This window comes from Curtobacterium sp. MCLR17_055, assembly GCF_003234305.1.
GTDB classification, from domain to species: domain Bacteria; phylum Actinomycetota; class Actinomycetes; order Actinomycetales; family Microbacteriaceae; genus Curtobacterium; species Curtobacterium flaccumfaciens.
Genome location: NZ_QKSX01000001.1, coordinates 220,704 through 233,631, shown reverse-complemented (window position 1 = coordinate 233,631; position 12,928 = coordinate 220,704). Strand labels below are relative to the sequence as shown.

The following is a 12,928-nucleotide window of genomic DNA, read 5'->3' as shown; positions in this document are numbered from 1 at the left end:
GGTGTCTTGCGAGCCATCCCGCGCCGCTCACCCGCGCGCGGCCAGGCGGTGCACGACGGCCTTCGTCGCCTCGTACAGCTCGCGGTAGTCCCGGTAGCCGGCCTCGTACGCCGCGGTCGCCGCAGGGTCCGGTTCGATCACCGTCGCCGGCGGGTTCCACGCACCGATGTCCACGGTGTCGCCCGGCCCCGCGACGAGCTCGGCAGCCAGGTACGCCGAGCCGAAGCACGCACCGATCGTCACGCTCGGCACCGTCTGCCGCAGCCCGGTGACGTCCGACACGATCGTGGGCCACAGCCGTCCGAGCAGCCCGCCGCCGGCCCCGACGAGTTCGCGGACCTCGACCCCGGCGTCGCGCAGCGCCTCGAGGTGGTGCCGTACCGCGTACGCCGTCGCCTCGAGCGTCGCCCGGTAGATGTCCCCGCGCGTGTGCCGGACCGTCAGCCCCGCGAGCACTCCGCGGGCGTCGGGGTCGGCGATCGGCGTCCGCTCCCCCGCGAAGTACGGCAGCATCAGCAGCCCGTTCGCCCCGATGCCGGAGCACCGCGCTTCCTCGAGCATGGTCGACCACTCGCCGTCGACCAGCCGTCGCAGCCAGTCCGTGATCGCCCCGGAGGTCGCCATCCCCCCGGACACGCTCGGCTGGCCCGGGTGCGTGCCGACGGTCGTCCACATCCCCGGCACCGCCGTGGGTTCGGCCGTCGGCACGATCATGAACATCGTGGTGCCGTACTGCAGGAACATCCGGCCCGGCACGGACTCGCCGACGCTCACGCCCTCCGCCCAGGCGTCGATGGTCCCGGCCGTCACGGGGATGCCGGCCGGGAGGCCCGTGGCCGCGGCCGCCTCGGGCGTCACGACGCCCGCCTGGTCGCCCGACCACAGCAGGCGCGGCATGGCGAGACCGGGTGCCAGCCGGTCGCACCACTCCGGGATCCACCGGTTCGCGTGCACGTCGTAGAGGGGTGTCGTCTGACTGGCAGAGTGGTGGTCGAGGACGTACTCGCCCGTCAGCCGCTCGACCACGCGGGACGACGGCATCGTGAACCGGGCGGCCCGCGCCCAGACGTCGGGTTCGTGCCGGGCGAGCCAGGCGAGCTTCACGCCGGCGGCCTGGGTGCTCAGGGCGGACCCGCAGCGGGCCCGGATCGCGCCCTCGCCGCCGAGCTCGGCCGTGACGTCGTCGAGCAACTCCGCCGTTCGGGTGTCGATGCCGTACAGGATCGCCGGACCGAGCGGCGCACCGTCGACGTCGGTCAGCAGCGCGCACGGTCCGATGCCGCTCACGCCGACCGCCTGCACCTCGACGTCGGGCACGCGGTCGAGCAGGGAGCGGGTGAGGGTGGTGAACTCCTCCCACCAGACGCCGGAGTCCATCTCGACGAGGCCCTGCTCGGGGCGGTCGACCTCGTGGCGACGGCTCACCTCGGCGAGCACGGTGCCGTCGAACCGGGCCAGCAACGCCTTCGTGCTCGACGTCCCGATGTCCAGACCGAGCACCGCTCGCATGCCGCCTCCTTCGCCGCCACACGACCGCCGCCGGTCGCGCCACGAGTCTACGAGCGACGCCCAGCTGCCTGTCGGGGGCCGGACGTACGGTACCGACGACTCCAATGCTCCACGAGGGGAACCCGATGAAGAAGTCAGCCTGGCTGCCAGCCGTCATCGCACCGGTCGTCGTCGCCGGCGCCGTTGCCGCCCCGATGATCGCGAACGCCGCGAACGACCCGATCGCGGGGACGAACCCCAGCGCGTCGGACGTCATCGCCAGCATCGCGAAGTCGTCGGACGCCCAGTACTCGGGCAAGCTCTCGCAGACGAGCGCACTCGGGCTCCCCGAACTGCCCACCGGGTCCGGCGGCTCCTCGCTCGAGGGCGACGCCTCCGACGTGCTCGGGCTGCTCACCGCGTCGCACACCGCCCGTGTCTACGTCGACGGCCCCGACAAGCAGCGCGTCCAGCTGACGCAGCAGCTCGCCGAGCAGGACGTCGTCCGCAACGGCTCGGACGTCTGGACCTGGGACTCGAAGGAGCGCACGGCCACGCACGTGACGCTGCCGAGCGACACCGCGGAGGACCCGCGGGGCGGCACGACCACCCCGGCGGACATCGCGGAGCAGGCCATCGACGCGATCACCCCGACCACCACCGTGTCGAAGCCGACCGAGGTCAGCGTCGCCGGACACGACGCCTGGCAGATCACCCTGACGCCGAAGTCGTCCGACACCCTCGTCGGAGCCGTCCGGCTGGCCGTCGACCAGCAGACCGGACTCCCGCTCCGCGCGAGCGTCCAGGCCGCCGGCGCGGACGACCCCGCGGTGCAGGTCGGGTTCACGAGCCTCGACTACGGCGCCCCGGCGGCCCGGCTCTTCGACTTCACCCCGCCGTCGAACGCCAAGGTCACCGAGAAGGACCTGTCCGAGGCCGGATCCCACGCGAAGGGCGAGCACGGCGACCACCGTGGCACCCCGAGCGGTGACGAGCCGACCTTCACCGGCACGGGGTGGAGCACCATCGCCGAGCTCCCCGCCGGCACGGTCGACCGGTCCGGGCTCGAGGGCGACGCCTCCGGCCTGCTCGACCAGCTGACGAAGCCCGTCGACGGCGGCCGTGCCGTGCAGACGTCGCTCGTCTCGGTCTACCTGACCGACGACGGCCGCGTGCTCGCGGGTGCCGTGCCGGTCGCCTCCCTGGTCGACGCCGCGAAGTGAGCGCGGTCGACCACGAGGTGAGCACAGCCGACCACGAGGTGAACTCAGCCGACCATCAGGCGAGCACGGCCGGGCCGGCACCCGACCTGGCGATCCGCACCACGGGCCTCCAGAAGGTGTTCCGCAAGCAGCGTGCGGTCGACGGGATCGACCTGGCGGTGCCGCGCGGCGCGGTGTTCGGGTTCCTCGGGCCGAACGGTTCCGGCAAGACCACCACGATCCGGATGCTGCTCGGGCTCTCGAGCGCGAGCGGCGGCACCATCGAGCTGCTCGGCGAACCGATGCCGAAGGCGCTGCACGACGTCCTGCCCCGCGTCGGTGCACTCGTCGAGGGGCCGGCCTTCTACCCGTACCTGTCCGGCCGGGCGAACCTGCAGCGCTTCGACGCCGCCGACCCCACGTCGGACCCGCGCACCCGCAAGGCCCGCGTGGCCGGTGCCCTCGACCGCGTCGGGCTGACCCACGCGGCCGACAAGAAGGCGCACGCGTACTCCCTCGGCATGAAGCAGCGACTCGGTCTCGCGAACGCCCTGCTGTCCCCGCGCGACCTGCTGGTGCTCGACGAGCCGACGAACGGCCTCGACCCGCAGGGCACCCGCGAGGTCCGCAACCTCATCCGCTCCCTGGCCGACGACGGCACCACGGTGTTCGTGTCCAGCCACCTGCTGGCCGAGATCGAACAGGTCTGCACGCACGCGGCCGTCATGCGGACGGGCAAGATCGTCGCGCAGGGCCCCCTCGACGAGCTGCGCGCAGCCGGGGCCCGCACCGTGACCGTGCGGACGCCCGACGTCGGGCAGGCCGGTTCCGTCCTCACCCGACTCGGGCTCACCCCGCGGCACGACGGCGGGGCCGACGTGCTGGTGGCCGACCTGCCGAACGCGCTGCTGCCCGAGACGATCACCGCGGAACTCGTGCGCGCCGACGTCCGGGTGCGCGGCCTGACGGTGGGCGGCGGCACCCTCGAGGACCTGTTCGTCGCACTCACCGGAGAGGGATTCGATGTCGCAGCCTGACGCGGCCGTGCGCGACCTGCCCGTCCGCCGCCGGCAGCGCCCGTTCGCATTGCTCGGTTCCGAACTCGCGCTGGTGTTCCGGCGTCGCCGCACCTGGGCGATGCTCGGGGCGCTCGCGCTCGTGCCGATCCTGATCGCGGTCGCCGTGAAGCTCACCACCGACGGCGACGACGGCGGGCCGGCGTTCCTCGGCGACATCACCAACAACGGCCTGTTCGTCGCGTTCACCGCACTGACCGTGTCGATCCCGCTGTTCCTGCCGCTGACCGTCGGCGTGGTCGCCGGGGACACCGTCGCAGGCGAGGCCAGCCACGGCACGATCCGCTACCTGCTCGTCGCACCGACGGGCCGCGTGCGGTTCATCCTGGTGAAGTTCGCCGGTGCCGTCGCGTTCTGCCTGGCCGCCACACTCCTTGTCGTCCTGGTCGGCGCGGCGATCGGCGCCGTGCTGTTCCCGATCGGCCCCGTCACGCTGCTCTCCGGCACCCAGGTGGGCGGCTGGTCGTACGCCGGCCGCGCCCTGCTGCTCGCGCTGTACGTCGCGATGTCGATGCTCGGGCTCGTGGCGATCGGCATGTTCACGTCGACGCTGACGAACGTGCCGGTCGGCGCGATGGCCGCGACGGTCGTGCTCGCCGGGGCGTCGCAGGTGCTCGACCAGCTCCCCCAGCTCGACTGGCTGCACCCGTTCCTGTTCTCGCACCAGTGGCTCGGGTTCGGCGACCTGCTGCGCGACCCGATCTCGTTCGACTCGTTCGGGTCGAACGCGGTGCTGCAGCTCGGGTACGTCGTGGTGTTCGGGGCGCTGGCGTACAGCCGGTTCGCCTCGAAGGACATCCTGAGCTGACGCGGCAGGGGCCCGACACGACGGTGTCGGGCCCCTGCGACGGGCAGCTCGCTCCGCTCGCTCAGCTCGCGGGCGACGCCGATCCGCCGGCCATCGTCTCCGTGTCGGTCCCCCGCGCATCGGCGTACCGGTCGCGCAGGTCACGGGCCTTCTCGGAGCGGTACCAGTCGAGCCGTGCCCCGGTCTCCACCGTCTGCATCCCGATCACGACCTTGCCGCGGGACTTCATCTCGGCCAGGTCCTCGTACGCCTCGACGATGTACTCGAACGGGTAGAAGCCCGAGATCAGCACCTGCACGCGACGGTCCTGCACGGCCTTCGCCAGCAGGGTGAGCAGCTCGCGCGTCTCCTCGTCCTCGGCGGGTGCACGGAGGAACCGGACCTCGATGTCCCGGCGTTCCTCGGACGACACGAAGCGCTCCTGGCCGACGCCGAGGCGTTCGGCCAGCAGCTCGGCGTTGCTCTCGCCGTGGTTGTCGATGAACGCGGTGATCGGCCGGCCGTCGGCGATGTCGCGGATGCGGTCTTCCTCACCTTCGCCGTAGGCGACGGGCAACGTGCCGATCTGCCGCAGGTAGTCGTGGTTGCGCGGGCTGCCGAGGGCGATCACGGTCGCGCCGGCGTCGTGCGCCAGCTGGCACTCGATGTGTCCGACGCCACCGGCTGCGGCCGAGATCACGACGGTGTCCTGCGGTCCGAGCCGGAGCGACCGGACGACCGACACCGCGGTGCAGCCCGCCAGGTACAGGCCGCCGGCGACCTCCCACCCGACGTGCTCCGGCTTCTTGATGACGGCGCCGCGCGGCACCGCGATCCAGGTGGCGTGGGCGCCGCCGGTCGGCGCGTGCCCCATCACCTCGTCGCCGATGCGGAGATCCTTCACGCCGTCGCCCCGCGCGCGCACGATGCCGGCGAAGTCGACGCCCTGGTGGGCGGGGAACTCGAGGTCGACGTGGTCGCGGAGCTTCCCCTCGCGCAGGAACCGCTCGATGTGGTTCAGGCCCGCGGCCACGATCTCGACGACGATCTCGCCCGGTCCGGCCTCGGGCTTCTGCTGGGGGACGAGCTCGACGACGTCGAAGTCGCCGTACCGGTCGTACTGCACTGCACTGCCGACTCGCATGGGTGCTCCTTCGCTCCAGGTGTGCGTCCGTGCTACTCGGTGTTCCCGCACGCAACCCGAAGACGTGGGGTACCGCGGCTGTGGACGTGACCAGACGACGGACTGGAGGCCCGTGGCGGCGCCGCCACGGGCCTCCCGTCAGACGTCACGCGCGTCCACCGCGCGTGGGGACCAGGCTCAGTGCTTGCCGGCGGCCGCGATGACGGCGCGGACCGTCTCGGGGTCGAGGCGGAACGCCCGCGGGTCGGCGTCGCCCCGTGGCACGCGGACCGGTGTCGACCAGACGGAGCCGTCCGCGGCGACGTCGACGACGAGTGCGCCGCTGTCGACGACGGCGGATTCCTCGTCGTACGGGCCGACGACGTCGGTGTCGTTCGCGACACCGGGGGCGACGAGGACCGGGACGCCGGCGAGCGACCCGGCGAAGTGGTGGTGGTAGTGACCGGCGAGGACGACCCGCACGTCGGAACCGCGGATGACGTCGGCGAGCGCCTCGGGGTTCTGCAGGCGGAGGGCCTCGTGCAGCTCGGTCGGGGCGGGCAGTGGCGGGTGGTGCAGGACGACGACGGTGCCGTGCGGGGCGTCGTCCGGGCCGCTGTGGGCGTCTTCGGCGAGGGCCGTGCGCAGGTGCTCGAGCGCCGTGTCGCTGAGCTCGCCGTACCCGGCACCCGGGACGCTCGTGTCGACGGTCACGATCCGGCGCCCGGCGACGACCGACTGCCCGGAGACGGGCACCGTCGGCGGCAGGTACTCCATCGTGTGCAGCAGCGCGGTGCCACCCTGGCCCAGGACGTGTCCGTTCGCCAGGACCTGCCGGAAGCCCTCGCGCAGGTCGTGGTTGCCGGGCACCACGACGACGGCCGCGCCGTGCCGCTCCGCCCAGACGCCGACGCGGTCCCGCACGGTCTCGTAGGACTCCGGGCTGCCGTCCTCGGAGACGTCGCCCGAGACCACCACCAGCCCGATGCCGGGCACCGCGTCGACGTGGGCGAGCAGCCGTTCGAGCGCGGCCGTGGTGTCGACCGCGCCCTGGTGCAGGGACCCGTCGCCGGTCAGGTGGGTGTCGGAGAGGTGGAGGATGCGGAGGGTCCCGGCTGCTGGCGGCTGCATGCGTCCACGGTAGCCACGGCCCCCGTCAGTCCGGCGCGGCCGCGAGCTGGTCCTCGAGGTTGAACACCTCGGGCAGCACCCGCGCCGTCTGGTCGGCGCGCCCGGTGGCCCCGGCGAAGAGGTTCTGCATGTGCGCCTCCCACGCCGCGGCCACCTCGGACGCGGCGAGCGCGGCGTCCGCATCGGCCACCGAGTCCGTCTCGTAGTACCCGATGAGCAGTCCGTCGTCGTCGAGGAACAGCGAGTAGTTCCGCCGCCCCGCCGCCGCGATCGCCCGGAGCATCGCCGGCCACACGGCGGCGTGCCGCTCGCGGTAGGCGTCGAGCAGCTCGACCTGCACCTGCAGCCGGAAGCAGACGCGGGTCACCGGCCGGCCTGTTCGCGGCGACGCTGCTCGGCGTCGTGGACGCTGCGCTCGTCGGCGGTGCGGACCGTCCCGGTGACCGTGGTGACGGTGCCGTAGCGCTCGGCCTCGATCGCCTCGAGGGTCTTGCCCTGCGTCCGCGGTGCCCAGATCGTGCCGACCAGGAACGACAACGCGAGGAGGCCCAGGATCAGGCCGCCGAGGGCCCGCAGCCCGATGTCCGACAGCAGCAGCGGGAACCAGATGCTCAACAGGCCGACCATGACGCGGGCGGCCAGGAACAGCACGCCCTGGGCGCTGGCGCGGTACCGGGTGGCGAAGAGCTCGCTCGTCCACAGGCCGTAGAACGCCTGTGCGCCGATGCCCGACGAGATGCCCCACGCCACGGCGAAGAACAGCAGGGTGCCGAGGTTGGCGGGCGCGTAGATGAGGACGGCCCACGCGATGATCGCCAGCACGGCCCCGGCGGCGTAGAGCGCGCGGCGGCTGACCCGGTCGGCGTACCGCATGAAGCCGAAGTACGTCGCGGCCACGGTGCAGCCCCAGACCAGGATCTGCAGTCCGTACTGCTCGGTGACGCTCGTGACCCCGGTCGCCGCGTACACCCGGGGCTGGAAGATGCCGGCCTGCCCCGCGACGGTGTTCCAGAGCGCGTAGACGCCGAACAGGAACAGCATCGCGGTCAGGTTCTTCCGGCGGCTGAACAGCTGCGTGATCCCGTGGAAGAAGTTCGCCGTGCCGGTGGCCGCGCGCTCGTCCTTCCAGATCGCCGACTCGGGCAGCCCGCGGCGGAGCCACCACACGATCGCGGCGACGACGAACAGGTGGGCGAAGATGAGGCGGCTCCCGAGCAGGCCGAGCGGGGCCGCGGCGATCGCCAGGGCGAACCCGACCATCGGCCCGATCGACCACGCGAGCTGTGCCGTGCCGACGTGGGCCGCGCGCTTGTCCGCGGGGGCCTGCTCGGCGATGTAGGTCCAGCTCGCCGGCACACCCGCACCGACGGCGATGCCGGTGAGGATGAAGCCGACCAGGAGCATGCCGTAACTGCCGGCGAACACCGCGAGCAGGATGCCGAGCATGTAGAGGAGCAGGTCGTACGTGTAGATGAACTTCCGGCCGTACCGATCGCACAGCGGTCCGCCGACGATCGCGCCGAGGGCGGCACCGAAGGCGTTCGCGGACAGGCTCGCGAGCAGGCCGACCTCGAGGTCGCCGATCCGGAACTCGGCCTGCCAGAGGCTGAGGCTCGTGGCGATCGCGATGATCGACCCCGACTCGATGTAGTTCGACATGGCCACCGAGACGGTGGCCTTCCAGCCCGTGGTGTTCCGGGCTCCGATGCGGACCGCCATTGGTCCTCCGTTCGCGTGTTCGTCGGTGAATCGTTTCAACGGGACGACGAGGACGATAGCGCTCCGGTGTGCGCGCTGGCAAGAGCGGGTTCGTCGGGCTGCGCCTCGCACCGTGCGAGGGGGCGTTCGCCCCGTGCGCGGTTGCGCACTCCGTGCGAGCCTTTCCACCCCGCACCGAGTGCGGAACCTCGCACCAGCCGCACGGCTCGCACCAGCCGCGTACGTCGCACCGTGCGCGGGCAGTCGAGGCGACACCCCACGGACGGGAGGCCCGGCACCGGCCCGCCCCGCGCCTCCCGTCCGCGTTTTCCACAGATCACGGCGCGGGCCGACCGCACGGGCCGCGCCGATGCCAGGATGGCCACATGGCGGTCAGTGTGCGAGAGGTGGCAGCGCTCGCGGGCGTGTCCCTCGGCACGGTGTCGAACGTGCTGAACCGCCCCGACAAGGTCGCTCCCGGCACGGTGGAACGCGTGCAGTCGGCGATCGCGACGCTCGGGTTCGTCCGCAACGACTCCGCACGGCAGCTCCGGGCCGGGCGCAGCTCCACCGTCGGGCTCATCGTGCTCGACGGCGGCAACCCGTTCTTCACCGACGTCGCCCGGGGCGCCGAGGACGCCGCGATGGACAACGGCCTCGCGGTGTTGATCGGCAACTCCGACGAGTCGACCGACCGCGAACGCACCTACGTCGACCTGTTCGAGGAACGCCGTGTCGCCGGACTCCTGATCTCCCCCGCCGGCGACGACCTGTCCCGCCTCGCGCGGCTGCGCGACCAGGGCACCGCCGTGGTGCTGGTGGACCGTCGCGCCGATGACGAGCACTTCGCCTCGGTCTCCGTCGACGACGTCGCGGGTGGCCGCATCGCGGTCGAGCACCTCGCGGCGATCGGCCGCACCCACATCGCCTTCGTCGGCGGGCCGTTCGGCATCCGCCAGGTCGCCGACCGGCACGCCGGGGCACTCGCCGCCGCCCAGGCCGCGGGCATCCGGCTCGAAGCCCTGCCGACCACCTCGCTGTCCGTGCTCGAAGGGCGCCGCATCGGCGAAGCGATCCAGGCCCGCCCGGCCGCCGATCGCCCGGACGCCGTCTTCGCCGCCAACGACCTGCTCGCCGTCGGGCTCGAACAGGCCTTCATCATGCGCGGCACCATCGCCGTCCCCGAGCAGATCGCCATCGTCGGGTACGACGACATCGCGTTCGCCGAGTCCGCCGTGGTCCCGCTGACGTCGGTGCGGCAGCCGGCGCAGGACCTCGGTCGTCGTGCGATCGAGCTCCTGACGAAGCAGGTCGAGCAGGGGCAGGACATCGACCTCGAGCACGTGGAGTTCACACCGGAGCTCGTGGTGCGGCAGTCCTCCGTCGCCGACGCCTAGGGCCCGGTCCGGACACGGCTCCCCCGCCGCCTACGATCGGAGCATGGTGCATGTCCCCCGGCGCGACGGTCCGCCGAGCGTGCACCACGTCGCAGCCCGGGCCGGGGTCTCGCTCGCCACGGTCTCGAACGTCCTGAACCACCCCGAGCGGGTCGCCGACGCTACCGCCGCACGCGTGCGGGACGCGATCGACGCGCTCGGGTACACGCCGAACCGGAACGCCCGCGCCCTGGTGTCCGGCAGCACACGAGCGATCGGTCTGGTCGTGATGTCGCTGCGGAACTCCCTGTTCAGCGACATGGTCAACGGCGCGCAGCTGGCCGCGCGGGAACGCGGCTTCACCCTGCTGATCGCCAGCAGCGAGGACGACCTGCAGGCGCAGGGCGAACACCTCGCCTACCTCGAGAGCGCCCGGGTGTCGGGGATCCTGCTCGCCTCGATGACGGAGTCGCGTGACCAGGTCGAGGCCGCGCGGCGCCACGGCCGACCCGTCGTGTACGTCAACTACGAGCCGACCGAGCTCGACGCGTGTGCGGTGGTCGTGGACAACGAGCAGGCCGGGTTCCTGGCGACCGAGCACCTGATCGACCGCGGCTGCCGACGCATCGGGTTCGTGAGCGCCCGGCCGGACCTGCAGCCCGTCGACCGCCGACGGGCGGGGGTACTGCGGGCCGTCGCGGCGCACCCGGGGGTCGTGCTCGTCGACGTCGACGCCGGGGACATCGACCCGCCCGGAGGCACCGACGCCGGGCTCCGCATCGCACGGATGCCCGAGGACGAACGCCCCGACGGGGTGCTGGGTGTGACCGACCTGCTCGCGATGGCGGTCGTCTCCGAGCTCCGAGCCGCCGGGATCCGCGTCCCCGAGGACATCCCCGTGTCCGGCTGCGACCACAACTCCGTGGCGTGGGGTGGTGCGGTGCCGCTCACCTCGGTGACGATGCACGGCTCGGAGATGGGTGTGGCGGCGGTGGAACTGCTGCTCGAGGAACTCACCGACCCGATGCACGTGCACCGGACCGTCGTGCTCAGCAGCGAGCTGGTGCCGCGCGAAAGCACGCTCGGTCGGGAGGGCGCGGCCGCAGCAGCCGCCGCCGCAGCCGTCGCGGGCACGACACCGAGCGACCCGAGGCGTACCGAGGCCTGACCGGCGGCGGACCAACCCGGGAAAGCGACACTTCTGCGGGTCGTCGCTGCGTCCGGTCCGCCAGAGCGACAGATCGGCGCGAACGTTCGGCGGCACACTGTCGCTTTCGCGGACAGTGGGCCGCGGGCTGCGGGCAGCAGGCAGCAGGCAGCAGGCTGCGGGCCGGGCCGGCGCGCACGAGGCGACGCGGGCCCGCGGACGCGACCGGACACCGGACGGGAGGCGCGGGGCGGGGCCGGTACGGGCCTCCCGGCCGGCGGGCGGCGCGACCACCGCACGGTGCAGAACCGCGCGTCGGCTCGGTGCGAGGTTGCGCACTCCGTGCGAGCCCGCGCGCCCGTCACCGAGCGTGGAACCTCGCACCGAACGACGAACGAGCGAACCAGCGAACGAGCTGCGCGTAACGAAATCGGCACAGCGATTGACACGCTTCAATCCTCGTGGTTCCATCCTGATTGAAACGTTCTAACACGCAGTAACCGGACCCCGCGACGGCGCGGGATCCGGGTCCGTTTCACCCGGGGTACCCCAGCCCCGGGCCTTACGAGGAGGTAAGGAATGTCAGTTCGTTCCGTGACCAAGCGCGCGATCGCCATCGGCGGCGCGACGGTCCTGATCGGCGGGCTCGCAGCGTGCTCGTCCGGCGGCTCCGCCGACGAAGGCGGCGGCAAGGTCGAGATCACCTACCAGGCCGACAACGCCCCGGCCACCGCGGCCACCGCGAAGCCGCTCATCGAGGCCTTCGAGAAGGCCAACCCCGACATCACCGTCAAGTTCGACACCCGCCCCCAGGGCACCGACGGCGACAACCTGATCAAGACCCGGCTGTCGACCGGCGAGGCCGCCGACGTCTTCAACTACAACTCCGGCTCGCTCATGCAGGCCCTCAACCCGGACAACACCCTGGTGGACCTGTCCGACGAGAAGTGGGCGAGCGACGTCGACCCGCAGTTCACCAAGGTCGTCAGCACCGACAAGGGCATGTACGGCGCCCCGTTCGGCACGAGCTTCGGCGGCGCGGTGCTCTACAACACGAAGGTCTACGACGACCTCGGCCTCAAGGTCCCGACCACGTGGGACGAGTTCATCAGCAACAGCGAGAAGATCAAGGACGCCGGCGACGTCGCCCCGATCATCCAGACCTACGGCGACACCTGGACCAGCCAGCTCTTCGTCCTCGGCGACTTCGCGAACATCACCGCGCAGGACGACAAGTGGGCGGACGACTACACCGCCAACAAGGAGTCCTACGCCGACGAACCCGCTCTCGCCGGGTTCGAGCACCTCGCCGAGGGCAAGGACAAGGACCTCTACAACGAGGACTACGCCTCGGCCACGCAGGCGAACGGCCTGAAGATGCTGGCCGACGGCACCGGCGCGCAGTACCCGATGCTCACGAACGCGATCTCGGCGATCCAGCAGGACTCCCCCGACGCCGTCGACGACATCGGCGCGTTCGCCCTGCCGGCCGAGGACGCCGCGGACACGAACCTGACGATCTGGGAGCCGAACGGCCTGTACATCCCGAAGACGACCACCGGTGACAAGCTGGCGGCCGCGAAGAAGTTCGTCGCCTTCGCGAACTCCACCGAGGGCTGCCAGGTGCAGAACGACACCGGCACCCCCGCCGGCCCGTACGTCATCTCGACCTGCTCGCTGCCGGACGACGTGCCCCCGATGATCGACGACCTGCAGCAGTACCTGGACGACGGCAAGGCCAGCCCCGCGCTCGAGTTCCTGTCCCCGATCAAGGGCCCGAACCTCGAGAAGATCTGCGTGCAGGTCGGCTCGGGCATCACCACCGCGAGCAAGGGCGCCGACCAGTACGACGACGACGTCGTCCAGCAGGCACAGCAGCTCGGCATCAAGGGCTGGTGAT

Annotated in this window: 11 protein-coding genes; 6 read left to right on the top strand and 5 right to left on the bottom strand. The window is 72.0% G+C overall.

The annotated features are described in order from the left end of the window. Positions 1-27: 27 nt before the first annotated feature. Positions 28-1,509, bottom strand: a complete 1,482-nt coding sequence (locus DEJ09_RS01025; protein ID WP_111087362.1) for an FGGY-family carbohydrate kinase — start codon at positions 1,507-1,509, stop codon at positions 28-30. Between the two features lie 125 nt (positions 1,510-1,634). On the opposite strand from DEJ09_RS01025, the gene DEJ09_RS01020 reads away from it, so the two are divergent. The 3 genes from DEJ09_RS01020 to DEJ09_RS01010 are packed head-to-tail and all read left to right on the top strand — an operon-like array spanning position 1,635 to position 4,574. Continuing rightward, a complete protein-coding gene (locus tag DEJ09_RS01020; RefSeq protein ID WP_146245647.1) occupies positions 1,635-2,711 on the top strand; it encodes an outer membrane lipoprotein carrier protein LolA in 1,077 nt (358 codons plus the stop codon). A 38-nt stretch (positions 2,712-2,749) separates the two neighbouring features. Further along, the gene (locus DEJ09_RS01015; protein ID WP_111087457.1) at positions 2,750-3,727 is read left to right on the top strand and encodes an ABC transporter ATP-binding protein; all 978 of its coding nucleotides are present in this window, start codon (positions 2,750-2,752) and stop codon (positions 3,725-3,727) included. After that, positions 3,714-4,574 (top strand): ABC transporter permease, encoded by an 861-nt coding sequence (locus DEJ09_RS01010; RefSeq protein WP_027466217.1) that lies wholly within the window; start codon positions 3,714-3,716, stop codon positions 4,572-4,574. Before DEJ09_RS01015 ends, DEJ09_RS01010 begins: the two co-directional genes overlap by 14 nt. Positions 4,575-4,635: 61 nt before the next feature. On the opposite strand, the gene DEJ09_RS01005 is transcribed toward DEJ09_RS01010, so the two are convergent. The 4 genes from DEJ09_RS01005 to DEJ09_RS00990 all read right to left on the bottom strand — a co-directional run bounded on the left by DEJ09_RS01005 (position 4,636) and on the right by DEJ09_RS00990 (position 8,526). Then, positions 4,636-5,697, bottom strand: a complete 1,062-nt coding sequence (locus tag DEJ09_RS01005) for an NADP-dependent oxidoreductase (RefSeq protein WP_051596869.1) — start codon at positions 5,695-5,697, stop codon at positions 4,636-4,638. 177 nt (positions 5,698-5,874) lie between these two features. Beyond that, the gene (locus DEJ09_RS01000) at positions 5,875-6,807 is read right to left on the bottom strand and encodes a metallophosphoesterase (protein WP_111087360.1); all 933 of its coding nucleotides are present in this window, start codon (positions 6,805-6,807) and stop codon (positions 5,875-5,877) included. Between the two features lie 25 nt (positions 6,808-6,832). Beyond that, complete coding sequence (locus tag DEJ09_RS00995; protein WP_111087359.1) at positions 6,833-7,174, bottom strand: L-rhamnose mutarotase; 342 nt, start codon at positions 7,172-7,174, stop codon at positions 6,833-6,835. Further along, positions 7,171-8,526: an MFS transporter gene (locus DEJ09_RS00990; RefSeq protein WP_220034902.1), complete on the bottom strand. Its 1,356-nt coding sequence runs from the start codon at positions 8,524-8,526 to the stop codon at positions 7,171-7,173. The genes DEJ09_RS00995 and DEJ09_RS00990 overlap by 4 nt, the downstream gene beginning before the upstream one ends. A 365-nt stretch (positions 8,527-8,891) precedes the next feature. Here DEJ09_RS00990 and DEJ09_RS00985 point away from each other — a divergent pair, with 365 nt between their 5' ends. The 3 genes from DEJ09_RS00985 (at position 8,892) to DEJ09_RS00975 (ending at position 12,927) form a co-directional block, all read left to right on the top strand. After that, the gene (locus tag DEJ09_RS00985) at positions 8,892-9,902 is read left to right on the top strand and encodes a LacI family DNA-binding transcriptional regulator (RefSeq protein ID WP_071405040.1); all 1,011 of its coding nucleotides are present in this window, start codon (positions 8,892-8,894) and stop codon (positions 9,900-9,902) included. A gap of 43 nt (positions 9,903-9,945) precedes the next feature. Beyond that, complete coding sequence (locus DEJ09_RS00980) at positions 9,946-11,049, top strand: LacI family DNA-binding transcriptional regulator (protein WP_111087358.1); 1,104 nt, start codon at positions 9,946-9,948, stop codon at positions 11,047-11,049. A gap of 558 nt (positions 11,050-11,607) precedes the next feature. Beyond that, entirely contained in the window at positions 11,608-12,927 is a 1,320-nt protein-coding gene (locus tag DEJ09_RS00975) for an ABC transporter substrate-binding protein (protein ID WP_111029963.1), read from the top strand. Position 12,928: the final 1 nt, after the last annotated feature.